The sequence below is a fragment of the Streptomyces sp. NPDC043738 genome, from assembly GCF_056436545.1.
Window position 1 is genome coordinate 204,874 of record NZ_JBWKCJ010000001.1, and the last position, 22,281, is coordinate 227,154.

Sequence of the window (22,281 nt, forward strand, 5' to 3'; positions counted from 1 at the left end):
GGGAACCAATGGAAAATGGGTTCCCTCCCCGTGCCCCCGTGGCCGGGTACACCTCCGCCGGAAAAACCCCCACCCTCCCCCCCCCCTCCTCGCCCCCCCCCCGGGCCGCCTCGACCGCCGCGGCGGAGAAGTCGAGCCCCACGGTGCGCGCGGCGCCCCGCTCGGCGAACGCGGCGGTCTCGGTGCCCAGATGGCACTGCAGATGGAGCACCTCCCGCCCGGCCAGATCGCCGAGGTCCCTCCACTCGAACGGCGCGAACCAGTCCTCGGCGGTCCGGGAGCCGTCCAGCCCGTAGAACGCGCTCGCCACATGGATCGGCGTGCGGGCGTCCCAGTTCGCCTGATTGGCCCGGACCATCTCCGCGACGCCGGGTAACGCCTCGGCCATGGCCGCCGGCTCACTCATCTCTTCCGTCATCCCTCCCTTGTACCGGCCGGGTGGCCGGGCGGCCAGAAGGGACCGCCGGTCCCGCGCCTCGTCGGTGCTCCAGGGCCGTCACCCGTCCCCGCGAGAGCGTCGCCAGCCGCGGTGCGTGCCGGGTGAGGGCTTCGTCCTCCGTGGCCACGACGCAGCTGAGCCGCCGCTCGCTCCACAGCCGCGCGAACACCGCGACGACGCCGGCGCGGGCGTCGGCCGCCAGACCGGCCGTCGGCTGATCCGCCAGCAGCACCGACGGCCGCTTCACCAGCGCCCGCGCCAGCGCGACCAGCCGCTGCGAGCCGACGTCCAACTCCTGTGTCGGCCAGGTAAGTTGCTCGCCGGTGACCCCGACTTCCGCCAGCGCCTGATCGGCCAGCTCCCGGCAGTCGGCCGGGCGCAGCCCCAGCGGTACGAGGGCACCGGCCACGCTCTGCCGGACGGTGAGCCCCGGCGGCAGGCCGCCTCCGGTGCCGAAGACCGTGCCGACCGACTCGGCGCGGATGCGGGCCAGCCGGCACTCGGTGACCACGGCCAGATCCGTGCCGTTGAGCACGACGCTGCCGCGGGTCGGCCGCTCCAGCCCGCCCAGGATCCGCAGCAGCGTCGACTTGCCCGCGCCGGCCGGCCCCCGCACGACGAGGCCGTCACCGTCCTCGACGAAGAGCCCGACACCGTCCAGCGCCCGCACCACCTCGCCGTCCCCGGCGCCGCGGTAGCACTTGGTCACGCCGGTCAGGTGGTACACGGTGCCCCCTCCTCCAAGACCCGCTCCGGGCCCCGGCCGGGGTGCGCGACGAGCCTTCGGCGACCGTACGAACCGGTGGTGACCGGCCGATAAGCGCCGGGTGAGAGGGGGATGAGAAACGGCGGGCCGCGGCCGCCCCGCGCCGGCGGTCCGACGCCGGGTTCGCGGCCGCGAACCGGAATTATCCCGCTGCTCGTCTGCAGCAACCGCCCCTGCGTGGGTATGTTGGACGCTGCGCCGCGTGGTCGTTCCGACACGGAACGGGTTCAGCGGCGCCATGGCCGATGGCTGTCGAAGCGACGGGAAAGTGTGGAATGAGCCAGGAGACACCACCGCGGTCGAGCACCGTCGACGTCACCATCCCGAGCGTCGCGCGGATGTACGACTACTACTTGGGCGGCAAGGACAACTACGCCGTCGACCGCGAGGCCTGCGACGAGCTGAGCAAGGTGGTGCCGAGCACGCAGGTGCTGGCGATCAACAACCGGCGCTTCCTGCAGCGGGCGGTCCGCTGGCTGGCGAGTGAACACGGCATCCGGCAGTTCATCGACCACGGATCGGGCCTGCCGACCCAGGACAACGTCCACCAGGTCGCGCAGCGGATCGATCCGCAGTCGCGGGTGGTGTACGTCGACAACGACCCGATCGTGCTGGCGCACGGGCGGGCGCTGCTGGAGGAGAACGCCCACACCGCCGTCATCCAGGCCGACATGCGGGACACGGAGGGCATCTTCAGCAGCCCCGAGGTCGAGCGGCTGATCGACTTCGACCAGCCCGTCGCCGCGCTCTTCGTCTCCGTGCTGCACTGCATCCCGGACGCCGACGACCCGGCCGGTCTGATCAAGCGGGTCGCCGACCGGCTGGCGCCGGGCAGTTTCCTGGTGGTGTGCCAGCTGGTGAGCGAGGATGCCGCGACACGCGACTTCGTCACCGAGTTCATGCGGGTCAGCACCCACGGGCAGTGGGGCCGGGTGCGCCAGGCGCACGAACTGGCCGGGTTCCTGGAGGGCCTGGAGGTGGTGGAGCCGGGTCTGGTGGAGGTCTCCACCTGGAAGCCGGACGCGGACATCGGCCCCAAGCAGCTCACCCAGGAGTGGATCGAGTTCGGGGGCATCGCCCGTAAGCCGTAGGTGCGCGGCGGCGGTCGACGGTGGTGGCGGGGGCGGTGGTCCTCGGGCAGCCGCTCCCCGTCACCGAACGGCACGGGCCGGACGGCCGTCGCGGCTGGTCAGCTCTCCTTGAGCATCCGTTCCAGCATCGTCAGCGACTCGCGCGGTGACTCCGACTGCGCGCTGAGCCGGTCCATCACCGCGAGGTAGTGATCGACGTCATCGCGCTTGTCCAGATAGAGCGCGCTGGTCAGCTGCTCCAGATAGACGATGTCGGGCAGATCCGGCTCCAGGAACCGCAGGATCGTGATCGGGCCACCGGCCGCGGCCAGACCGCCGAGACTGAACGGGGCGATCTGCAGCGTGACATTGGGCAGCTCGGCCAGCTTCAGCAGATGTCTGAGCTGCCCGGCCATCACCTCCGGCCCGCCCAACGGACGGCGCAGCGCCGCCTCGTCGAGCACCGCCCACACCCGCGGCGCGTCGGGGACGGTCAGCAGCTCCTGGCGGTGGACGCGCAGCTGCACCCGCCGCTCGATCTCCTCGGGCGTGGACCGCGGGTGGCCGAGCTGTGCCACCGCACGGGCGTAGTCCGCCGTCTGCAACAGGCCCGGGACGAACTGGACCTCGTAGGTACGGATCACCGAAGCGGCCTCTTCGAGGCCGAGATGCGTCTCGAACCAGCCGGGCAGCACATCGCCGTACTGATGCCACCAGCCCGGGCTGCTGGTCCGGCCGGCCAGCTTGAGGAAGTCGGAGCGGACCGCCTCGTCCGTGACGTGATAGAGCGTCAGCAGATCGGCGACGTCCCGCTCCTTGCAGCTCACCCGGCCGAGCTCCAGGCGGCTGATCTTCGCGTGTGAACCGCGGATCGCCTCCCCGGCGGCCTCACGGGTGATGCCAGCCGCCTCCCGGAGCCGGCGCAGCTGGGTGCCCAGCACGATGCGCAGGACGGTCGGTCCGCCCCGCGGGTGTTCGAGGTACCGACGCAGGGACGTATCACTGCTCGACTGCGCGGCGCACATGCTGACTCCCCTGAGTGGTCGGGCGAACGCCCAGTGTCCCATCGCCGTGAGGGTTCGTACAGTTGCGGCGACTATCCGAACGACATATGCGCCAATCTCAGCGGCATATGCCTCAGTCGCGCGCCACGAGGTCGTCGAAGTCGCCGTCCTTGGCGCCCTGGACGAAGGCCGCGATCTCGTCGCGGGTGTAGATCAACGCCGGTCCCGAGGCGAACCGCGAGTTGCGCACCGCCACTCCGCCGTCCGAAAGAACGGCCAGTTCAACACAGTTGCCGCTGGGGTTGCTGCGGCGGCTCTTGCGCCAGACGGCGCCTTCGATACTGGTCGCCCGCATGCCGTTGGTCACCGGCTCCATAACTGCTGCTCCCTTGCTGGAGGAGAGTCCTCCGACCGATCCCGGGCCCGCGATCACGGTGGCGTGAACCGAGCCCCTGTGCGGCCGTCCTTACCGATGTACTTGCAGATGCACTTGCACCGAGGGACGGTTGACGAGGATATTAGCCGTCCCAGGCAGTTCGGCCCAGACCCGAAATCCCTCGCGGAGACGTTGATGACCGCATATCCGGCAGAGACCGTGCACGACGCCCTTCGGGAGGAACCGTGTGAGGAGTCCTGGTGGATGCCCGGCCCCGACGACTTCGCCGCCTGCGCGCTCAGCAGCTCCGCGCACACCGTCGCGGAGGCCCGCAGGTTCACCCGGGCGACGCTCGAACACTGGCAGTTGTGCACCGGAGTCACCGAGGACGCGGCGCTGGTCGTCACCGAACTCGTCAGCAACGCGCTGCGCCACGGCGCCCCCGCCGATCCGGGTGCGCCCGACGACCCCGGTGTCCTCGCGCGCTGCCGCCCCGCATGGCTGGCGCTGACCCGGCAGGACGACGCCGTGCTGTGTGCGGTCTCCGATGCCGGTTCCGGCGTCCCCGTCGTCAGGCCCCGGGACCCGATGGCCGAGTCCGGCCGCGGGCTGCACCTCGTCGACCGGCTCAGCGAGGCCTGGGGGTGGACCTCGCCGGACCGTTCGGGCAAGACGGTGTGGGCCACGGTGTCGCCGCACGGCTGAGGCGGTGTGTGACCATTCCCGGGTCGCCGACACCCGAGCGGGAGGCCCGAGAAGCCGATGGATCTGCTGTCCCTGCGCTACTTCCGGGTGGTCGCGCGCCGTGAGCACATCAGCCGGGCCGCCGAGGAGCTACGGGTCGCCCAGCCCTCGGTGAGCCGTACGATCGCCCGCCTGGAGGCCGAGCTGGGTGTGCCGCTCTTCGACCGGCAGGGACGGGCCATCCGCCTCAACCGCTACGGCGCCGCGTTCCTGACCCGGGTCGAGCGGGCGCTGGACGAACTCGACGACGCACGGCGGGAGCTCGCCGACACCGCCGGACTCGACCACGGCAGCATCGCCGTCGCCGCGGAGACCCTGCTGCCGCTCACCGAGCTGCTCGCCGGATTCCGGGCCGCCTACCCAGGAGTGGCCGTCCGCTGTTTCCAGTCCACGCCCGAGGTGATGCACCATCAACTGCGGTCGCGAGAGGTCGACTTCTGCGTCGCCTCGCAGCCGCTGACCGGGCCCGGGCTCGGCGCGGTGCGGCTGCTGCACGAAGAGGTGCTGCTGGCCGTGCCGGCCGACCATCCGCTGGCCGGGCGGGGGCGGATCGCGGTGGCCGACATCGCCCAGGAGCCCTTCATCACCACCGGGCCGGGACACTGGCAACGCGCGCTGCTGGAGCGGCTGTTCGCGTCCATCGGGCGCCGTCCGGTCATCTCCTGCGAGGGCGACGAGCCCGGCGCCACCCACCATCTGATCGCGGCCGGCCTCGGCGTCGGCCTGATGCCCTCGCTCGCCCGTCCCGATCTGGACCGGGCGCCGCTGGCCTGGTTGCGGCTGGACGCCCCCGACTGCGTACGGACCCTGAACCTGGTCCGCCGTGAGGACGGCTATCTCTCCACGGCCGCCGAGCGGTTCCGCGACATGGCGGTCGCCCACTTCGCCGCACGGGCGGCGCTGCGTCCTGACGGGGATGGGTAGGCCAGGAGGCCGTCCGGTCGCTCAGGGCCGGTCCGGCGCGTCAGGTCCGGGCCGGCCCCGGTCGCCCGCGGGTCCGCCGGAGAACGGGCCCGCGCCGTAGGGATGCAGAGTGATCGCGATCTCGTGGGCCGACGGGCAGTCCTCCGGCAGCTGGCCCGTCTCCCGTGCGGATGCCGCGAGTCGGCGGCGCACGCCGTGCTGGCAGGCCTTGGCCAGCCGGTCGGCCTCGACGGCCGACAGCCGCACACCGGGACGCAGCTGGACGTGGATGACCGGCCGGGACTCCAGCGCACCGTCCGCGGCCGGTGCCAGACAGAAGCCCTCGATCAGCTCGGCCAGCGGATTGTCGTCGTACAGCCCGTGAGTGACGTCCTGCGGATTGATGGTGGCCCCCATGGAAGATGCGGAAAGCGTCCCGCCCCTACAGTCATCGACATACTCGGGGCCGGGCGCGGGGGCGTCATGAGTGCGGCTACTCAGGTCCGCGGCTGAGTAGCACGAAACCCGTCACAGCGGGACGGCGGAGCCGCCGGGCGGCGGCCGCAACGGCTCCGCCGGTCGTCACTCCTGTGCACCGTCCGCCAACCCGAACGCCGCCAGCAGCCGCTGAGCCGCCAGTGTCGCGGTGATCTCGCCCTCGCGTACCGCGCGCTCGACGTCCGGGCTCAGCCGGCGGACCTCCGGGTGCTCCTGGAGACGGTCGATGAGCTGTTCGCGGACCATCGACCAGGTCCAGTCGACCTGTTGGGTGCGGCGGCGCTCGGCCAGCGCACCGGTCGACTCGAGGAGGGTGCGGTGCTGCTCGACGCGTTCCCAGAGCCCCTTCAGGCCGGTGCCCTCGCGGGCGCTGCAGGTCAGTACGGGCGGCGTCCAGACCGCGTCGGCGGGCTGCAGCAGCCGCAGCGCGCCGGCCAGTTCGCGGGCCGCGGAGCGGGCGTCCCGCTCGTGCGGACCGTCGGCCTTGTTGACCGAGACCAGGTCCGCGAGCTCCAGTACGCCCTTCTTGATGCCCTGGAGCTGGTCGCCGGTGCGCGCCAGGGTCAGCAGCAGGAAGGTGTCGACCATGTTGGCCACCGTGGTCTCGGACTGGCCGACGCCGACGGTCTCCACCAGGACGACGTCATAGCCCGCGGCCTCCATGACGACGATGGACTCGCGGGTCGCGCGCGCCACGCCGCCCAGCGTCCCGGACGTGGGGGAGGGGCGTACGAACGCCGCGGGATCGGTCGCCAGCCGCTCCATCCGGGTCTTGTCGCCCAGGATGGAGCCGCCGGTCCGGCTGGAGGACGGGTCGACGGCGAGCACCGCCACCCGGTGCCCCATCCCGGTCAGCAGCGTGCCGAGCGCGTCGATGAACGTCGACTTGCCGACGCCCGGCACCCCGCTGATGCCCACCCTGCGCGCCGAACCGGAGTACGGCAGCAGCTCGACCAGCAGCCGCTGGGCCGCCGCCCGGTGGTCGGGCCGGGTGGACTCCACCAGGGTGACGGCGCGGGCGATCCAGGCCCGGGAGCCCGCGCGGACCCCCTGGGCGTACCGTTCGACATCGATCGTCGCAGGCATGACCCCCCGCTCTACAGCTCGTGGCCGAGGACCGACGCCAGGTCCCGCACCAGGTCGTGGGCCGCGTCGGGGATGACCGTGCCGGGCAGGAAGACCGCGGCGGCGCCCATGTCGCGCAGCGGCTGCACATCCTGCGGCGGGATCACCCCGCCCACCACGATCGTGATGTCCTCGCGCTCCTCCGCGGCCAGCGCCTCCTTCAGCGCGGGCACCAGGGTGAGGTGGCCGGCGGCGAGCGACGACACCCCGACGATGTGCACATCGGCCTCGACCGCCTGGCGGGCCACCTCCGCCGGCGTCTGGAACAGCGGGCCGACATCCACGTCGAAGCCCAGGTCGGCGAAGGCCGTGGCGATCACCTTCTGGCCGCGGTCATGGCCGTCCTGGCCCATCTTGGCCACCAGGATGCGCGGCCGGCGCCCCTCGGCGCGCTCGAACTCGGCCACCAGCGCCCGGGTGCGCTCGACACCGGAGGAGGGCCCCGCTTCGTCTCGGTACACACCGGAGATCGTACGGATCTGGCCGGAGTGCCGCCCGTAGACCTCCTCCAGTGCGTCGGAGATCTCGCCCACGGTCGCCATCGCGCGGGCCGCGTCCACGGCCAGCGCCAGCAGATTGCCCTCAAGTCCCTTGCCGGGGCCGGACTTCGCCGCCTGCGTCAGGGCCCGCAGCGCGTCCTGGCAGGCGGCCTCGTCGCGCTCGGCGCGCAGCCGCTTGAGCTTGTCGATCTGCTGGGCGCGCACCGCGGAGTTGTCGACCTTGAGGACTTCGATCTCCTCGTCGGACTCCACGCGGTACTTGTTGACGCCGATCAGCGCCTGCCGCCCCGAGTCGATCCGCGCCTGCGTACGGGCCGCGGCTTCCTCCACGCGCAGCTTCGGGATGCCCGCGTCGATCGCCTTGGCCATCCCGCCGGCCGCCTCGACCTCCTCGATGTGCTGCCAGGCCCGCCGCGCCAGATCGTGGGTGAGCTTCTCGACGTAAGCGCTGCCGCCCCACGGGTCGATGACCCGGCAGGTGCCCGACTCCTGCTGCAGGAACAGCTGGGTGTTCCGGGCGATGCGGGCGGAGAAGTCGGTGGGCAGGGCCAGCGCCTCGTCCAGCGCGTTGGTGTGCAGCGACTGGGTGTGGCCCTGGGTGGCGGCCATCGCCTCCACGCAGGTTCGGGTGACGTTGTTGAAGACGTCCTGCGCGGTCAGCGACCAGCCCGAGGTCTGCGAATGGGTGCGCAGGGAGAGGGACTTGGGGTTCTTCGGCTCGAAGCGCTGGACCAGGCGCGCCCACAGCAGCCGGGCCGCGCGCAGCTTGGCGATCTCCATGAAGAAGTTCATGCCGATCGCCCAGAAGAAGGAGAGGCGCGGGGCGAAGGAGTCCACGTCCATACCGGCCGCCATGCCCGCGCGCAGATACTCCACGCCGTCGGCGAGGGTGTACGCCAGCTCCAGGTCGGCCGTCGCGCCCGCCTCCTGGATGTGGTAGCCGGAGATGGAGATGGAGTTGTAGCGCGGCATCTTCTGCGAGGTGTACGCGAAGATGTCGGAGATGATCCGCATCGAGGGCTGCGGCGGATAGATGTAGGTGTTGCGGACCATGAACTCCTTGAGGATGTCGTTCTGGATGGTCCCGGCCAGCTTCTCGGGCGGTACGCCCTGCTCCTCCGCGGCGACGATGTAGAGGGCGAGCACGGGCAGCACCGCGCCGTTCATCGTCATCGACACGGTCATCTTGTCCAGCGGGATGCCCTCGAAGAGCTGCCGCATGTCGTAGATCGAGTCGATGGCGACGCCCGCCATGCCGACATCGCCGGTGACGCGCGGATGGTCGCTGTCGTAGCCGCGGTGGGTGGGCAGGTCGAAGGCGACCGACAGGCCCTTCTGGCCGGCCGCGAGATTGCGCCGGTAGAAGGCGTTGGACTCCTCGGCGGTGGAGAAGCCGGCGTACTGCCGGATCGTCCAGGGCTGGTTGACGTACATCGTCGGGTACGGGCCGCGCAGATACGGCGTGATGCCCGGGTACGTCCCCAGGAAGTCCAGGCCCGCCAGATCCGCCTCGGTGTACAGCGGCTTGACGTCGATGCCCTCCGGCGTCTCCCAGGTCAGGGCCTCGACGTCCTTGCCGGTGGCCTGCGCCACGGCCTCGGCCCACCGCCCGGCGTCGGCCGAGGTGGCTGCTCCGGCCGGTTCCCCCAGCTCGATCCCGCTGAAGTCGGGGATGTTCACCATCACGCCACCTCCATGACGTCCAGGGCCGAGGACAGCGCCTCGACCGCGTCGCAGCCCGCGAAGACGAAGCCGTCCACCCCGGCCGCCACGAATTCCTCCCGGTGCTCGCCGGGCTTGCCGGCCAGGTGCACCTGCCGCGCACCCGCGGCCTTCAGCGCGGCCGCCACCGCCGCCGCCTGCTCGCCGTACACCGCGTCCGCGGAGCACAGGCAGGCGATGCTCGCGCCGCTGCGGGCGAACGCCTCGGTCACCGACGCCGCGTCCACGGTCTCCTGAACGGTCTCGATGCCGCCCGCCTGGAAGAGGTTGGCGGCGAAGGCCGCCCGGGCGGTGTGTGCCGCCACCGGGCCGAGCGCGGCCAGGAACGCCTTGGGGCGGTCCCCGGTCGCCGCCAGATGCGCGTCGGAGCGCGACCGCAGCCGTTCGTACGCGTCGTCCCTGCGCACCCGCGGCAGCCCTCCTCCCGACTCCGCCCGGGGCGACTCCCCGCCGACCGGCGCGGGTGCCGGCTCGCGCCGCACGGGCGCCTCGGCGAGGTGCGGGAACTCGCTGACCCCGGTGATCGGTTCGCGGCGGTGCGCCAGGTCCTCGGTGCGGCGCTGCCAGGTGCGCGCGAGGCGCTCGCCGAGCATCCCGGAGCGCAGCGCCGCGGCCTGACCGCCCGCGCCCTCGATCTCCTGGAAGAACGCCCAGGCCGCGCGGGCCAGTTCGTCGGTGAGGTGCTCCACGTACCAGGAGCCGCCCGCCGGGTCGATCACCTTCGACAGGTGCGACTCCTCCAGCAGCACCGACTGGGTGTTGCGGGCGATCCGGCGGGCGAAGGCGTCGGACAGGCCCAGCGCCGCGTCGAACGGCAGCACCGTCACCGCGTCCGCCCCGCCCACACCGGCCGACAGCCCGGCGACGGTGGTGCGCAGCATGTTCACCCAGGGGTCCCGGCGGGTCATCATCACCGTGGAGGTGACCGCGTGCTGGACCTGCGCGGACGCGTCGGGCGAGGCCCCGCACACCTGCGCCACCCGCGCCCACAGCCGGCGGGCCGCGCGCAGCTTGGCGATCGTCAGGAACTGGTCCGCGGTCGCGGCGAAGCGGAACTCCAGTTGCCGGCAGGCCTCGTCGAGGTCGAGCCCGGCACCCGTCAGCCGGCGCAGGTAGGCGACGCCGGTGGCCAGCGCCGCGCCCAGTTCCTCGGCGGCCGAGCCGCCCGCCTCGTGGTACGGCAGCGCGTCGACGGCCAGCGCGCGCAGCACGGGCGCCTCGGTGGTGCAGCGCTGCGCCAGCCGGGCCGCCGCCTCCAGCTGGACCCGGAGCTTGCTGTCGTCGCCCGTACGGGCCAGCAGGCCGAGCGGGTCGGCGCCCAGGCAGCCGGTGGCCTCCCGCAGCGGGGCACCGGACGCGGCGTACAGCCGCAGCAACTCCTCGGCGGCCGGGGTGAAATCGGCACCCGCGTCCAGGACCACCGCGGCCAGGTCCAGATAGACGCCCTTGAGCGCCTCTTCGAGACCGGCCACCGGTACCCCGCCGTCCCCGACGGTCAGCCAGACCGAGGTGGCGCCGTTCTCCAGGTCGGCGAGCACCGCTTCGTTGGCGCGCCGCGGATCGGTCTGGACATGGCGCTGGCGTACGTCCCACCCGGCGACGGCGGTGCCCTCGGGGCGGCCGCCCCGTACGAAGGGCGCGAAGCCGGGAAGGCCCGGGGCGGCCGCGCCGTCCTCGGCGGTGTACAGCGGGCGGATGCGGATCCCGTCCTGGAGATCCGTGGCGAGCGCGTCCTCGGCGGCGGCGCCCGTTGCCTGTGTGACGCCCGATTTGCGCAGCACGCCTTCGACGAGGCGCTGCCACTGCGCTCGGTCGGCATCCGGGAATGCGGCAGCCAGGGGGAGTTCGGGGGACTCGGCGGTCATGGCAGCAGGCTAGGCGAACGACCGTTAGCTGGAGCAGGGGCTCCAGCTGTGACGTTGCACTCGTTGACCTCTCATTGATGTTCATATCTATGCGCCGGTGACCGGTTCGCTACGGTGGGCCCGGCACCCGAGCAAGGAGCGCGATGTCCAAGGCGCCGGTCCTCCGCACCACGGCCGTCGCCGTCCTGCTCCTGGCGCTCGCCGCGCTCCTGTGGGCCCTGCCGAGGGCGGCCGCCCCGGACCGCGCCGGCGGCTGCGCCGGACGCCGGATCGCCTCCTGGTCGGTCGATTCCCGGCATAACGCCGAATTCGCCCGCTACGGCAACGACAACACCCGGGTGGACGACTGGACCGGCGGCGACGGCACCCACTCGGTGCGCCTCCCCGACGGCCGTACGCTCTGGCTCTTCTCCGACACCTTCCTCGACCGGATCCAGCCACCGCCCAACTCCCAGGGGGAGAGGCGACATTGGCGCACCGCCGACACCGGCGGCACCCCCTTCCTGCGGCACAACTCCGCCGTGCTGATGTCCCGTTCGGGCCGGCTGGAGCGCACCCTGACCGGCGGAAGCCCGGCCGCCGCCGGACCGTTCTTCCCGGATCCGCCCGACGGCGGCTGGCGCTGGCCGGTCCACGCGAGCGTGGAGTCCCGTACGCCCGGGGCGCGCGAGAAGGTCGTCCGGGTGCTGCTGTGGAACCGCGCCCCCGGCACCGGACCGTGGCTCTTCGGGGTGCCGCGCAGCACCGAGGTCGCCACCCTCTCGCTGCCCGGCCTGCGCCTGGAGGGCATCGAGGAGACCGTCGGCCCCGGCGCCGTCGCAGCCCCGGGGCGGCGGGTCCTCTACGGTGCCGCGGCGGTGCGGGACGGCGGCTGGACCTATGTCTTCGGCGGCGACGACCCGCCGTCCGCGCCGGGCTCCAGCGCCTTCGTCGCCCGGGTCCCGGCGGGGCGGCTCGCGGACCGGGCCGGCTGGCGGTTCTGGGACGGCGCGCGCTGGCAGCGGCGGGCCGAGCGGGCCCGGCCGGTGCTGCGCGACGGCGGCCGGCGCGGCGTCGGCAGCGCCTTCACCGTCCTGCGCGACGGCCCCGCCACCTGGGTGCTGTTCACCATGGACACCGGGCGGGGCGGCACGGCCGGCCTGCGGACGATCACCGGCTACTGGGCCTGCTCGCCGCGGGGCCCCTGGCACGGCCCGGCCGGCCGGCTCACCCCGCCCCGCCCGCCCGCGCCCGACCCGCAGTACGTCGCCGCCTACAACCCCCAGGCGCACCCGGAACTCACCACGGACGGCGGGCTGCTGCTCAGCTACGACATCAACTGGCTGGGGCCGCCCGGGGTGCCGGCCGATGCCCGGCTCAACGGCGACGTGACGCTGTACCGGCCGCGGTTCGTGCGGGTACGGATGGCGGACACCGGGCGGTGAGCCGGCGCGGTCAACTCCCGTGCCGCTCCCGCCACTTACCGGCCTGCTCGTCGATGTCGAACGGCACGAGGTTCAGCGGGGGGCCTTCGAGCGGGGTCCGCAGCGCCGCGCGGATGCGCGCGTTGACCGCTGTCAGGATGCGTCGCAGCGCGGCCTCGGTGGGGGCGTTCGCCGCGGCCTCCAGGGCGTCCTCGGCCTCCTTGCGCAGAGCCAGGCTCGGCGGCAGGTAGGACAGGTGCTCCCGGCTCATCTTCTCCTTGATCCACCACATCTCGTCATACGGCTGGTCGAGATGGCGCAGGGGCTTGCCGGCCCCGGGGAGGTCGGCGAAGTCGCCGCGTTCCGTCGCCTCGCGGATCTGCTTGTCGACCCAGGTCTCGAAGGTGACTCCGGGTGGCTTGCGCTCGGTCATCGCCCCTCCCCGGGATGCGGCCCTTACGTCAGCGCTGTCAGCCTACGCCGCTGCCGCCCGCTTCGCCGCTGCCGCCCGCGCCGCCGGTGCCGCTGTTCGCCGAGCCCCCTGGTGTGGGCTGGACCACCGGGAAGGCGTTGTTCCCGCCGCACACCATGGGGCCGACCCGGACGGCATCGCCCACCACGGTCACGGCGACCTGCCCCGGCGGCCGGTCCCCGGGCACCCGGGCATTGGCAGCGGTGCACACCAGCTGGTTCAGGGAGGCGGAGTCCAGCAGCTTGGCGTTCACCGGCAGGGTGATCACGACCTTGCCCTCGCTGCTGGAGGCGGTGAGCGGGGCGGGGAACTTCGGCAGCACGCTGGACAGGCCCCGCATCCGCTCGGCGTGGTTCGGGCCCTCCATCAGCAGCTCGATGGCCTGCTCCGGATCGACCGGGGCCTTCGCCGGGCGGGTCGCGGAGCGCAGTCCGGACGGCCCGTAGAAGAACAGCTGGACATCGGCCACCTGCTGGCCCGGCGACTTCACGCCGCTGGCGGGCTCACCGGCGTCGATCACATCGGTGGGCGCGATACCGCAGCCGGCCAGCGCCACGGCGAGCGCGCCGGTGGCCGCGCCGCCCAGCACCCGCCGCCGGGACCGCGCCGTGCGCGCGGCGTTCGGGGTCCGCGTCGTGCTCATGCGTCGTTCTCCTTCGCGCCGCCGGCCGCCTCGGCGCCCGTCTCGCCCGTCTCGCCGGGCTCGTCGTGGCGCAGCGGCAGATCCACCGTGAACACCGCCCCGCCGTCGGGGCGGTTGGCGGCGCGCAGGGTGCCGCCGTGCAGCCGTACGTTCTCCATCGCGATGGCCAGGCCCAGGCCGCTGCCCTCCGAGCGGGCACGGGCGGAGTCCGCCTTGTAGAAGCGCTCGAAGACATGCGGCAGGACCTCGGGGTCGATGCCGGGGCCGCTGTCGGAGATCTCGATCAGCAGCCGGTCGGCACCCTCCTCCGGTGCCTTGAGCGCCACCCGGACCGGCTCGCCGCCGTGGTGCAGCGCGTTGCCGACCAGGTTGGCGACCACCACGTCGAGCCGCCGCGGGTCGAGCCGGGCCCGCACATCCGCCGGCAGGTCCGCCGCCACCCGCTTCTGCCAGGCCCTGGCCTGCAGCGTCTTGCGGATGGTCTCGGCGACATCGACCTCGTCCAGATGCAGCGCGGCGGCTCCCGCGTCGAACCGCGAGACCTCCATCAGGTCCTCGACCATCCGCGCCAGCTTGCCGGTCTCCTGGCTGATCAGCCGGACCGCGGAGGCGGTGTCGGGGTCGAGGGAGTCGGCGTCCTCGTCGAGCACGTCGGTGACCGCGGTCATAGCCGCCAGCGGTGTCCGCAGCTCGTGCGAGACGTCGGCGGCGAACCGCCGGGAGTTGGACTCCAGACGGCGCAGCTCGGCCATGCTCTCCTCCAGCCGGGCCGCCATGTCGTTGAAGGTCAGGGACAGCTCGGCGAGCTCGTCGGCGCCCTTGACCTCCAGCCGGGTGTCCAGCTTGCCCTCGGCGATCCGCCCGGCGGCCTGCCGCAGGCCCCGTACCGGCCGCAGCACCCCGCGCGCGGCGAGCAGCGCCGGGATCACGGCGAGGATGAGCACCGGCAGCGCGCCGCGCTGCGCGGCGGTCACCAGCGCCTCGACGTTGGACTCCTCGGCGCTGAGCGGGAGCTGGGCGTAGACGGACAGCGCCGAGGCCTGGCCGTCGGACTGCCGGACCGGCATCCCGATCAGCAGCCAGGGGTCGCCGCCGCGGTCGATGCGCTGGAACGCCGGGACATGGCGCTGCTCCACGCTCGCCTTGAGGTCGGCCGGGATCACCACACTGCGCCGCAGACCGCCCTCGTCGCTGTCCGGGACCCCGCGGTAGTGCACGGAGATGTCCCAGTCGCGGGACTTCCCGGAGCGCTCCAGCTGCACCCGGAAGTTGTCCAGGTCGGCCTGGGCCGGCGGCACCGTGAGCTCCGGCGCCAGCGAGTTGACCTGCGCCCGCAGATCGTTGACGGCGATGTCCTGGGAGCGCTGGAGGATCGCGTTGCGGGCCTCGCGGTAGGTCAGCAGCGCGGTGGTCAGAGCGCTGACCGTGGCCACCACCAGGAACCCCACGACGAGCCGGGCCCGCAGACCGCGCAGCAGGGTGCGGGAGGGCACCAGGCGGTTCACAGGGGCCCGAAGCGGTAGCCGAAGCCGCGCACGGTCTGGACGTAGCGGGGGCTGCGCGGGGTGTCCTCTATCTTCGTCCGCAGCCGCATCACGCAGGCGTCGACCAGTCGCGCGTCGCCGTGGTAGCTGTGCTCCCACACATGCTCCAGCAGCTGCTGGCGGCTGAAGACCTGCCCGGGGGTGGCGGACAGGAACAGCAGCAGCTTCATCTCCGAAGGCGCCAGGGCCAGGTCCTGGCCGCCCTTGGCGACGACCAGACCGGCCCGGTCGATGGCCAGTTCGCCGTAGGTCTCCACGGGGGCGGGGCCCGGCTCCGCGGCGGCCGGAGCACCGTCCGCGGGCAGCGCGGTGCGGCGCAGCACGGCACGGATGCGGGCTTCGAGGACCTCGCCGCGGGCCGGCTTGACGATGTAGTCGTCGGCCCCGGCCTCCAGCCCGAGCACCACGTCCAGATCGTCGCCACGCGCCGTGAGCATGATGATCGGCAGCTGCCGTTCGGCCCGGATCAGCCGGCAGACCTCGAAGCCGTCCTTCCCCGGGAGCATCAGATCCAGCAGCACGATGTCGGGACGGAAGGCCGGCAGGGTCGCCAGGCCCGCCTCGCCGCTGGCCGCGGCCGCCACTTCATGGCCGCGCCGCCGTAGCGCGAGGGTCACTCCGTCGCGTACGGCGGCGTCGTCCTCGATCAGAAGTACACGTGGCATGGGTCGAGTATCAATCAGTTTCATGATGGATCCGTAACAGGAGCAGCCTGCCCGGTCCCGGGCCCCTCTGTCGTGGTGGAAGGCGGCGGGCACCGGCATCGCCCACCGCGTCCGCTATGGACACCAGCACGGCGTGAGGGGACGGGATCGGCATGGCACGGCGCTTCGGAATCGAGGGCGGGATCATCGGAGTGGCCGCGGCGGCAGTGGTGTCGCTGGCGGTGGCGGGGGCGCTGGCCTTCGCCCAGCCGCAGGCCTCCGAGGCCGAGGCGGACAGCCCCGGCTCCGCCCAGCAGCGGCCCGAGCGGGCGCCGAAGATCGCGCCCGTCGACCCGTCCATCGCCCATGCCTCGGACCGCCCCGGCCGCAGCCTGAACATCACCATCGACGACGGACCGGACCCGGTCTGGACCCCGAAGGTCCTGGAGGTGCTCAAGCGGCACGACGTCAAGGCGGTCTTCTGCATGATCGGCCCGCAGGCCGAGGCCCACCCGGACCTGGTCAAGCAGGTGGTGGCCGCCGGGCACAAGCTCTGCGACCACACCACCAGCCACAACACCGGCATGGACCACCAGCCGCAGGGCTACCAGTCCCAGCAGATCCTCGACGCGCAGAAGATGATCGAGGACGCGGCGGGTGGCGCGAAGGTGGAGTACTACCGCGCCCCCGGCGGCGCCTTCACCCCCTACAGCCGGCAGCTCGCCGCCGACCACGGCATGCGCCCGCTGGGCTGGAACGTCGACAGCAAGGACTTCGAGGGCGGCAGCGTCGAGTCGATCGAGGCGACGGTGCGCGGGGAACTCACCAACGGGCCGACGGTCCTCTTCCACGACGGCGGCGGCAACCGCGCCCGGACCGTGGAGTCTTTGGAGCGGCTGCTGCCGTGGATGAAGCTGCAGGGTTACGGGTTCGGATTCCCGGAGCGGTAGGGAGCCTTGGCCCGTCCGAGGTCCGGTCCGATGGGTCGGGCCCTGGCCGGAACGCCGTGCGGGCCGTCGCACTCCCGGGTACCCGGGGCGGCGGCCCGCACGGCGTTCCGACGCGTGCCGAGCGGGCCCGCGCGTCAGGCCGCGCCGAACAGCTCCGCAAGTCCGCGCTCCAGACCCAGGTACGGCGACTCGCCGCCGGCGGGCACGGCCGCGTAGGACCGGGCGAGGAACCGCCGCACCTCCGAGGTCCTCAACTGGACCATCGCGATGCCCTCGTCGGCGTGGAACTCCATCACCGTGCGGTCCGGGCCGCACGGCCGCACCCGGACATCGCCCCGCCCGGCCGGTGTCCGCAGCCCCTCGTCCAGCAGTTCGCGGGCGAACGTCCAGTCCACCGCGGAGCCGTCCAGCGAGATCTCCGGCGGGAAGGACATCCGCACCGCCAGCGGGTCGGCGGGGTGGTAGCGCAGCACGGCGGGGACCGCGTACGTGCCGGGGGTGGTGGCGATGAGGCGGACCTGGACGGCGTGGTCGATGACGGTGTTCATCGCGCTGCTCCCTCACGGCTGTCGGTCATGGGCGATGGCTCGTCCAGTAGGACGCCGTGCCCACTCCCGCCGTGCACGCGAAGGGCGTGTGAGGTGCGTCACGTTTGGGGTGTGCCGGTCTACTGCCCTGGCCCACTACGGCAGTTGCCCCCGGGCCTGGTGCCGCTCCCCGGACCGGACCAGGAACTCGTCCAGGATGCCCGGGGCCGCCGCCGCGGCGAACGCCGGAGCGTCGTCGGCCGCGAGGTCCCGGATGCGGTAGCCGTCCTCACCCGCCGCGACCGCCGCGGTGAGCGTGACCAGGCCCGACCGGCGGGTGAACGGCGAGGTGGAGAACGTCCAGGCGGCGACCCCCGCGCGCTGGAGGGCGAAGGTGTCGCGGCTGAAGGTCCCCGAGCGCCCGACCAGGTACCGGCCCTCGACGGCGTGCCCCAGGCTGCGGTACGCGTCCCCGGCCAGCCACAGCGTCAGCGGCGTGCCGAGCACCGCGTGGATCCACGCGCAGTGCAGCAGTACGGGCGTGAACGCCGCGCCCAGACCCGCGAGGACCGCGGTACCGGGCAGCACCACGAACAGCAGGCCGCGCACCCGGCGTCGGCGCAGGGCGGCGCGCGGATGCGGCGCCAGCGGTGCCGTTGCGCGGCTGCCGGGGAACGGTGCGCCGAGCGCCCCGCCCGCCACCCGCAGCGCCTGCGCGCGGGGCGCCGGCGGCAGCAGCCCGCTGCGCTTGCGGTTCTCCTCGCGGTTGCCCAGCCCGCCGGCCACCGCGCGCACCAGCGCGCCGCCGCCGGCCCGCAGCAGCAGGGGCTCGCGCAGCACCACGCCGCGCAGCCGGGCCCGTTCGATGGTGACCGAGCGGGTGGTGAACAGCCCGCGGCGGACCCGCAGGGTGCGGGCGTCGGTCCACTCCAGGCGGTAGCTCCACCAGTTCTCGACGTACAGGGCGATCGCGCCGAGCGAGCCGAGGGCGAGGACGGCCAGCAGCGCCGCCGGGATCGTCAGCCAGAGCGCGCTCGCGCCGAAGTCGACGAACGCCTGCCGGACGAATCCGATCTTCCACGGCTCGACGCCCATGCCGTCCAGCACCCGGTAGACCGATCCGGCCACCACGAACACCCCGCCGACGACCCAGAAGGTGAGCGGTGCGTAGCGCAGCCAGCGCCAGTTGATGCGGGCCAGTACCGGATCCTGCGCGGCCCCCTCGGTGTCGGCGCGGGCGAGCAACTCCGCGCGCAGCCGGTCGGCTTCCCGGGTCGTGAGCGCCTCCAGCGACAGCTCGCCGCCTCCGTTCCCCGAGCCCGCCGTGCCGGCCCGCAGCACGGTGACGCCCAGCAGCCGGTGCAGCGGCGTCGCCGTCAGATCGACGGTGCGGATGCGGTGCAGCGGCACACTGCGCAGCCGCCGGTTCAGCAGCCCGGTCCGTACGTCGAGGGTGTCGGCGGTGACCCGGAAGTCGGTACGCGCCCAGCGGATCAGGCCCGCCGTGGTGACGACGGCGAACGAGGCGGCGATGGCGGCGAGGGTGATCCAGGCCTTGGTGCCGATCCGGCCCCCGGTGGCCAGCGCGGTCAGCGCCAGGGAGGCCAGCGGCGCTCCCATCCAGCCGCAGTGCACCAGCAGGGTGCGCGGATCCAGCCGCCGCCACGTGGGGGCGGTGGACGGGGCGGCGCCGGGTGCGGTGCGGGCGTCGCGGTACCCGTCGGGCACGCCGGGCACCTCGGGAGGCAGCGGGGCGCTCATGCGGCATCACCCGGCACGGCCTGCGCGGCCTCGCCGATCAGCCGGGACAGCTCCTCGGCGTCGGCGTCGGACAGTCCCGCGATCTTGATGTCGCCGGCGGTCGAGGCGGTGGTGACGGTCACCGTCGCCAGTCCGTACCGCCGCTGGAGCGGACCGCGCACCGTGTCCACCGTCTGCACCCGCGACAGTGGCGCGATCCGCCGCTTCTGCCAGAACCAGCCGCCCGCGGCGTAGACCGCGCGGCCGCCCAGCTCCCAGGCGTGTACCGCATACCGCCAGCGCGGCATCACCACGAGATAGCCGACGGCCGGCAGGACCAGCACCACCAGTAGCAGCGGCCCCAGCCAGGGCAGCGCGCCGGGGAAGAACAGCAGGGACAGCACCGCCATGACGAGCGCGGTGAGCAGCATCGGGCCGCTGAGCGTCAGCAGGGCCTGGAGGGTCCACCAGTTGCGGGCCCGGGGATCGACACGGTGGCGGGGCGGGCGCAGGAGCGGGGTGGCGTGCTCGGGCATCAGGTGTCACCGGTTTCCAAGTCAAGCGTATTGAGTAGCGGTACGTTATAACGGTACAAGCGACTTGTAAAAACCGGCAGGGGTCGCGGCAGCCGGAGTCATACGGGAAGAACGGCGCCCCCCGAAGGGCGCGCGGTGTGAGAAGGAAGGGCTCGTCCGTGCCCAAGAAGGTGGACCACGAAGCCAGACGGCGGGAGATCTCCGAGGCGCTCTGGCGGATCACCGGCAGCCGCGGACTGGACGCCGCGAGCCTGCGCGACGTCGCCGCGGAGGCCGGCATCTCGCTCGGCCGGCTCCAGCACTACTTCCGCACCAAGGACGAGATGCTGATCTTCGCCCTCCGGCACATCAACCAGCTCGCCGCCGACCGCATCCGCGCCAGGATCGAGGCGCTCGCCGAGGAGCCGGCGCCGCGCGAGGTCCTGCGCGCCTGCCTGACGGGCATGCTGCCGCTGGACGACAACAGTCGCATCGGCGTGCTCGTCGGCGCCGCCTACTACGCCCGCGCCGTCCACGACGCCACCCTGCGCGCCGAGGCCCGCAACGGCATTCCCCAGCTCGGCGCCTTCCTCGCCGACCAGCTCCGGCGCGCCGCGGAACGCGGGGAGCTGCCGCCGGAGCGCGCGACCGAGGACCAGGCGATGCTGCTGATCAGCGTCGCCGACGGGCTCGCCAGCTACGTCCTGCTCGAAGTGCACGAGCCGCAGGCCGCGGTACGGCTGCTGGACCTGCACCTGGCGAACCTCTTCGGGGACGCCGCCGAGGGGCGGGCGCCGGCGCCGCGGTGAGCCGGGGGTGAGTCGGCGTCAGGGGGGCGGCCCGGGTGGCCGGGGGTTTACGCCTCGCGCAACAGGGCGTCCAGATCGGCCTCGACATCCAGATGCCGCGCCTCGTCGCCCTTCGGGACGACCTCGTACGACCGGGTCAGGAAGCCGCGCAGATCCGGCGCGTCGAACTGGACCACCGCCATTCCGCCCGTGGTGTGCAGCTCCACCACGACGACGTCGTGCTCACCGTCGGGGTTGCTCGGCCAGATCTGCACATCGCCCGCGCCGGCCGACCTGTACAGCCCCTCCTCCAGCAGCTCCCGGCCGAACGTCCAGACCACCTCCGCGCCGTCCAGTGACGCGACGGGCGGAAAGACCAGGCGCACCGCGAACGGATCGGCGCGTTCGTAACGCAGGTTCGCCGGAATCACCCGCGACCGGGGAGTGGTCGCGATGAGACGGGCCGAAACGGCTTGGTCGATGACGCTGGACATCGCCGGCTCCCTTGCAATTGGTGCGGATCCCTGGGTGTACAACCACTAGGACGGCAAGGCCATTGCCACGGGTGCATTGGAATCCCATGGATTCCTGCGTGACCTGCATCACGAGGCGGAGGAATGTATCCCCATGCGCCGCCATATGCCCTCTTTGCTGTCCGGGGATCCAAGGCCCCCGTGCACGATGCGGCGACATGACGGTACGTCAGTTTTCGGACGGACATCATGAACTCGCCCTCGGCGGCCGCCCGGTGGCCTGGACGGAGCCGCCGCGCTGGGCTAGCTTCCAGCGGACAACACGAGCGGGGTGGGGCGAATGCGGCGCATGGTGCACAGCGGGTCGTTCTTCGGCAGGGTGCGGAGCGGGGCTTTGCTCGGGCGGCGGGTGGCGCGCCGGACGGCGGCAGCGGCGCTGGCGGTGACGGGCGTGGTCGCCGCCGCGCCCGGCCCCTCGGCCGTGGCCGCCGCCGGCACCCATGAGCCGACGGCGGCCGTGCGCACCACCCCGCTCGCCGGCGCCGGCTGGCACATCGAGGACAGCGGCAGCACCGCCCGCTTCCGAGGCCTGGCGGCCGTCAGCCGCAGCACCGCCTGGGTCGCCGGTACGGGCGGCACCGTGCTGCGCACCCACGACGGCGGCAAGCACTGGAGCGACGTCTCCCCGCCCGGTGCCGGCGCGCTGGAGTTCCGCGACGTCGAGGCGTTCGACGGACGCCGCGCGGTCGTCCTCGCCATCGGCGAGGGCGAGGCCTCGCGCGTCCTGCGCACCGACGACGCCGGCGCCACCTGGCGCGAAAGCTTCCGCAACACCGACCCCCGCGCCTTCTACGACTGCCTGACCTTCTTCGACCAGCGGCACGGCATCGCGCTCAGCGACCCCGTGGACGGCAGGTACCGCATCCTGTCCACCGGGGACGGCGGCCGCAGTTGGCGCGTACTGCCGTCGGACGGGATGCCCCCGGCGCAGCACGGCGAGGCCGCGTTCGCCGCCAGTGGCCAGTGCCTGGTCTCCGCCGGCAGCCACGACGCCTGGATCGCGACCGGCGGCGCCACCACCGCCCGCGTGCTGCACACCGCCGACCGCGGGCGGACCTGGTTGGTCGCCGACGCTCCCCTCCCCGCGGGTGATCCGGCACGCGGTGTCTTCGCCCTCGCCTTCCGCGACCGGGCACACGGCCTCGCGGTCGGCGGGGACTACCGCCCCGACCAGCCCTCGCCCCGCGCCGCCGCGGTCAGCGCCGACGCCGGCGCCACCTGGACGGCCTCCGCCGAACCCCCCGAGGCCTACCGCTCCGGCGCCGCCTGGCTCCCGCACTCCCGGCGCCTGGCCCTGGCGGTCGGCCCGTCCGGCAGTGATCTCACACTCGACGGCGGCCGCACCTGGCACCCGTTCGACCAGGGCTCGTACGACACCGTCGACTGCGCCCCCGACCTGGGATGTTGGGCAGCGGGGGAGCGGGGCCGGGTCGCACGACTGGGCTGGTGAGCGGTACGGGCGGGGCGGTGGGCCGAGGCGGCGGGCGGGAGCCGCTCGGAGCGGCGGGCC

The 22,281-nt window shown here is 73.1% G+C and carries 23 protein-coding genes; 7 read left to right on the forward strand and 16 right to left on the reverse strand.

Going from position 1 to position 22,281, the window contains the following annotated elements; translation table 11 throughout:
- The coding region (locus tag AC0680_RS00925) for a class I SAM-dependent methyltransferase (RefSeq protein ID WP_478623711.1) at positions 1-418 on the reverse strand (418 nt) is incomplete at its 3' end.
- Complete coding sequence (locus AC0680_RS00930) at positions 399-1,166, reverse strand: ATP-binding cassette domain-containing protein (protein ID WP_478623714.1); 768 nt, start codon at positions 1,164-1,166, stop codon at positions 399-401. The genes AC0680_RS00925 and AC0680_RS00930, both read right to left, overlap by 20 nt.
- A gap of 314 nt (positions 1,167-1,480) precedes the next feature.
- Between AC0680_RS00930 and AC0680_RS00935 the strand changes: the two genes are divergently transcribed.
- Complete coding sequence (locus AC0680_RS00935) at positions 1,481-2,296, forward strand: SAM-dependent methyltransferase (protein ID WP_478623717.1); 816 nt, start codon at positions 1,481-1,483, stop codon at positions 2,294-2,296.
- Positions 2,297-2,394: 98 nt separating this feature from the next.
- Here AC0680_RS00935 and AC0680_RS00940 read toward each other — a convergent pair whose 3' ends face one another.
- Both AC0680_RS00940 and AC0680_RS00945 read right to left on the reverse strand, forming a co-directional pair.
- On the reverse strand, positions 2,395-3,300 hold the full coding sequence (locus tag AC0680_RS00940) for a helix-turn-helix domain-containing protein (RefSeq protein WP_478623720.1): 906 nt from the start codon (positions 3,298-3,300) through the stop codon (positions 2,395-2,397).
- A 112-nt stretch (positions 3,301-3,412) separates the two neighbouring features.
- The gene (locus AC0680_RS00945; RefSeq protein ID WP_399150264.1) at positions 3,413-3,655 is read right to left on the reverse strand and encodes a DUF397 domain-containing protein; all 243 of its coding nucleotides are present in this window, start codon (positions 3,653-3,655) and stop codon (positions 3,413-3,415) included.
- Positions 3,656-3,850: 195 nt separating this feature from the next.
- Between AC0680_RS00945 and AC0680_RS00950 the strand changes: the two genes are divergently transcribed.
- Together AC0680_RS00950 and AC0680_RS00955 are read left to right on the forward strand one after the other, a co-directional pair.
- The gene (locus AC0680_RS00950) at positions 3,851-4,360 is read left to right on the forward strand and encodes an ATP-binding protein (RefSeq protein WP_478623723.1); all 510 of its coding nucleotides are present in this window, start codon (positions 3,851-3,853) and stop codon (positions 4,358-4,360) included.
- A 57-nt stretch (positions 4,361-4,417) separates the two neighbouring features.
- Positions 4,418-5,323, forward strand: a complete 906-nt coding sequence (locus tag AC0680_RS00955; RefSeq protein WP_478623726.1) for a LysR family transcriptional regulator — start codon at positions 4,418-4,420, stop codon at positions 5,321-5,323.
- 21 nt (positions 5,324-5,344) lie between these two features.
- On the opposite strand, the gene AC0680_RS00960 is transcribed toward AC0680_RS00955, so the two are convergent.
- The 4 genes from AC0680_RS00960 to AC0680_RS00975 form a co-directional block, all read right to left on the reverse strand.
- Complete coding sequence (locus AC0680_RS00960; RefSeq protein ID WP_478623729.1) at positions 5,345-5,719, reverse strand: coenzyme f390 synthetase; 375 nt, start codon at positions 5,717-5,719, stop codon at positions 5,345-5,347.
- A gap of 165 nt (positions 5,720-5,884) precedes the next feature.
- Entirely contained in the window at positions 5,885-6,886 is a 1,002-nt protein-coding gene (gene meaB, locus AC0680_RS00965; protein WP_478623732.1) for a methylmalonyl Co-A mutase-associated GTPase MeaB, read from the reverse strand.
- Positions 6,887-6,897: 11 nt separating this feature from the next.
- The gene (gene scpA, locus AC0680_RS00970) at positions 6,898-9,108 is read right to left on the reverse strand and encodes a methylmalonyl-CoA mutase (RefSeq protein WP_478623734.1); all 2,211 of its coding nucleotides are present in this window, start codon (positions 9,106-9,108) and stop codon (positions 6,898-6,900) included.
- Positions 9,108-11,012 carry a methylmalonyl-CoA mutase family protein gene (locus AC0680_RS00975; RefSeq protein WP_478623736.1) on the reverse strand — a complete coding sequence of 635 codons (1,905 nt, stop codon included), beginning with the start codon at positions 11,010-11,012 and terminating at the stop codon, positions 9,108-9,110. Before AC0680_RS00975 ends, scpA begins: the two co-directional genes overlap by 1 nt.
- A gap of 143 nt (positions 11,013-11,155) precedes the next feature.
- Between AC0680_RS00975 and AC0680_RS00980 the strand changes: the two genes are divergently transcribed.
- The gene (locus AC0680_RS00980) at positions 11,156-12,436 is read left to right on the forward strand and encodes a DUF4185 domain-containing protein (protein WP_478623739.1); all 1,281 of its coding nucleotides are present in this window, start codon (positions 11,156-11,158) and stop codon (positions 12,434-12,436) included.
- A 10-nt stretch (positions 12,437-12,446) separates the two neighbouring features.
- On the opposite strand, the gene AC0680_RS00985 is transcribed toward AC0680_RS00980, so the two are convergent.
- The 4 genes from AC0680_RS00985 to AC0680_RS01000 are packed head-to-tail and all read right to left on the reverse strand — an operon-like array spanning position 12,447 to position 15,739.
- A complete protein-coding gene (locus tag AC0680_RS00985) occupies positions 12,447-12,848 on the reverse strand; it encodes a DnaJ family domain-containing protein (protein ID WP_478623742.1) in 402 nt (133 codons plus the stop codon).
- 37 nt (positions 12,849-12,885) lie between these two features.
- Positions 12,886-13,530, reverse strand: coding sequence for a hypothetical protein (locus AC0680_RS00990; protein ID WP_478623744.1), 645 nt, complete (start codon positions 13,528-13,530; stop codon positions 12,886-12,888).
- Positions 13,527-15,023 carry an ATP-binding protein gene (locus AC0680_RS00995; RefSeq protein WP_478623747.1) on the reverse strand — a complete coding sequence of 499 codons (1,497 nt, stop codon included), beginning with the start codon at positions 15,021-15,023 and terminating at the stop codon, positions 13,527-13,529. The genes AC0680_RS00990 and AC0680_RS00995 overlap by 4 nt, the downstream gene beginning before the upstream one ends.
- An 8-nt stretch (positions 15,024-15,031) precedes the next feature.
- The gene (locus AC0680_RS01000; RefSeq protein ID WP_384432714.1) at positions 15,032-15,739 is read right to left on the reverse strand and encodes a response regulator; all 708 of its coding nucleotides are present in this window, start codon (positions 15,737-15,739) and stop codon (positions 15,032-15,034) included.
- A 152-nt stretch (positions 15,740-15,891) separates the two neighbouring features.
- Here AC0680_RS01000 and AC0680_RS01005 point away from each other — a divergent pair, with 152 nt between their 5' ends.
- Entirely contained in the window at positions 15,892-16,668 is a 777-nt protein-coding gene (locus tag AC0680_RS01005; RefSeq protein ID WP_478623750.1) for a polysaccharide deacetylase family protein, read from the forward strand.
- A 134-nt stretch (positions 16,669-16,802) separates the two neighbouring features.
- On the opposite strand, the gene ssgD (AC0680_RS01010) is transcribed toward AC0680_RS01005, so the two are convergent.
- The 3 genes from ssgD (AC0680_RS01010) to AC0680_RS01020 form a co-directional block, all read right to left on the reverse strand.
- Positions 16,803-17,216, reverse strand: coding sequence for a spore wall synthesis regulator SsgD (gene ssgD, locus AC0680_RS01010; protein WP_478623753.1), 414 nt, complete (start codon positions 17,214-17,216; stop codon positions 16,803-16,805).
- Positions 17,217-17,351: 135 nt separating this feature from the next.
- The gene (locus tag AC0680_RS01015) at positions 17,352-18,956 is read right to left on the reverse strand and encodes a PH domain-containing protein (RefSeq protein WP_478623756.1); all 1,605 of its coding nucleotides are present in this window, start codon (positions 18,954-18,956) and stop codon (positions 17,352-17,354) included.
- Positions 18,953-19,471: a PH domain-containing protein gene (locus AC0680_RS01020; protein WP_478623759.1), complete on the reverse strand. Its 519-nt coding sequence runs from the start codon at positions 19,469-19,471 to the stop codon at positions 18,953-18,955. The genes AC0680_RS01015 and AC0680_RS01020 overlap by 4 nt, the downstream gene beginning before the upstream one ends.
- Positions 19,472-19,629: 158 nt before the next feature.
- Here AC0680_RS01020 and AC0680_RS01025 point away from each other — a divergent pair, with 158 nt between their 5' ends.
- Complete coding sequence (locus AC0680_RS01025; RefSeq protein ID WP_478623761.1) at positions 19,630-20,259, forward strand: TetR/AcrR family transcriptional regulator; 630 nt, start codon at positions 19,630-19,632, stop codon at positions 20,257-20,259.
- Between the two features lie 47 nt (positions 20,260-20,306).
- On the opposite strand, the gene ssgD (AC0680_RS01030) is transcribed toward AC0680_RS01025, so the two are convergent.
- Positions 20,307-20,732 carry a spore wall synthesis regulator SsgD gene (gene ssgD, locus AC0680_RS01030; RefSeq protein WP_478623764.1) on the reverse strand — a complete coding sequence of 142 codons (426 nt, stop codon included), beginning with the start codon at positions 20,730-20,732 and terminating at the stop codon, positions 20,307-20,309.
- 328 nt (positions 20,733-21,060) lie between these two features.
- Between ssgD (AC0680_RS01030) and AC0680_RS01035 the strand changes: the two genes are divergently transcribed.
- Positions 21,061-22,221, forward strand: a complete 1,161-nt coding sequence (locus AC0680_RS01035) for a WD40/YVTN/BNR-like repeat-containing protein (RefSeq protein ID WP_478623767.1) — start codon at positions 21,061-21,063, stop codon at positions 22,219-22,221.
- The last annotated feature ends 60 nt before the right edge of the window (positions 22,222-22,281 follow it).

What these genes read in the sequence shown, in the direction of transcription:
- scpA (WP_478623734.1), bottom strand. Translation starts at nt 9,108, where the DNA reads ATGGTGAACATCCCCGACTTCAGCGGGATCGAGCTGGGGGAACCGGCC.
- AC0680_RS01035 (WP_478623767.1), top strand. Translation starts at nt 21,061, where the DNA reads ATGGTGCACAGCGGGTCGTTCTTCGGCAGGGTGCGGAGCGGGGCTTTG.
- AC0680_RS00975 (WP_478623736.1), bottom strand. Translation starts at nt 11,012, where the DNA reads ATGACCGCCGAGTCCCCCGAACTCCCCCTGGCTGCCGCATTCCCGGAT.
- ssgD (WP_478623753.1), bottom strand. Translation starts at nt 17,216, where the DNA reads ATGAACACCGTCATCGACCACGCCGTCCAGGTCCGCCTCATCGCCACC.
- AC0680_RS00985 (WP_478623742.1), bottom strand. Translation starts at nt 12,848, where the DNA reads ATGACCGAGCGCAAGCCACCCGGAGTCACCTTCGAGACCTGGGTCGAC.
- AC0680_RS01015 (WP_478623756.1), bottom strand. Translation starts at nt 18,956, where the DNA reads ATGAGCGCCCCGCTGCCTCCCGAGGTGCCCGGCGTGCCCGACGGGTAC.
- AC0680_RS01005 (WP_478623750.1), top strand. Translation starts at nt 15,892, where the DNA reads ATGGCACGGCGCTTCGGAATCGAGGGCGGGATCATCGGAGTGGCCGCG.
- AC0680_RS00940 (WP_478623720.1), bottom strand. Translation starts at nt 3,300, where the DNA reads ATGTGCGCCGCGCAGTCGAGCAGTGATACGTCCCTGCGTCGGTACCTC.
- AC0680_RS00935 (WP_478623717.1), top strand. Translation starts at nt 1,481, where the DNA reads ATGAGCCAGGAGACACCACCGCGGTCGAGCACCGTCGACGTCACCATC.
- AC0680_RS01020 (WP_478623759.1), bottom strand. Translation starts at nt 19,471, where the DNA reads ATGCCCGAGCACGCCACCCCGCTCCTGCGCCCGCCCCGCCACCGTGTC.
- AC0680_RS00980 (WP_478623739.1), top strand. Translation starts at nt 11,156, where the DNA reads ATGTCCAAGGCGCCGGTCCTCCGCACCACGGCCGTCGCCGTCCTGCTC.
- AC0680_RS00955 (WP_478623726.1), top strand. Translation starts at nt 4,418, where the DNA reads ATGGATCTGCTGTCCCTGCGCTACTTCCGGGTGGTCGCGCGCCGTGAG.
- AC0680_RS01000 (WP_384432714.1), bottom strand. Translation starts at nt 15,739, where the DNA reads ATGCCACGTGTACTTCTGATCGAGGACGACGCCGCCGTACGCGACGGA.
- meaB (WP_478623732.1), bottom strand. Translation starts at nt 6,886, where the DNA reads ATGCCTGCGACGATCGATGTCGAACGGTACGCCCAGGGGGTCCGCGCG.
- AC0680_RS00950 (WP_478623723.1), top strand. Translation starts at nt 3,851, where the DNA reads ATGACCGCATATCCGGCAGAGACCGTGCACGACGCCCTTCGGGAGGAA.
- AC0680_RS00945 (WP_399150264.1), bottom strand. Translation starts at nt 3,655, where the DNA reads ATGGAGCCGGTGACCAACGGCATGCGGGCGACCAGTATCGAAGGCGCC.
- ssgD (WP_478623764.1), bottom strand. Translation starts at nt 20,732, where the DNA reads ATGTCCAGCGTCATCGACCAAGCCGTTTCGGCCCGTCTCATCGCGACC.
- AC0680_RS00960 (WP_478623729.1), bottom strand. Translation starts at nt 5,719, where the DNA reads ATGGGGGCCACCATCAATCCGCAGGACGTCACTCACGGGCTGTACGAC.
- AC0680_RS00990 (WP_478623744.1), bottom strand. Translation starts at nt 13,530, where the DNA reads ATGAGCACGACGCGGACCCCGAACGCCGCGCGCACGGCGCGGTCCCGG.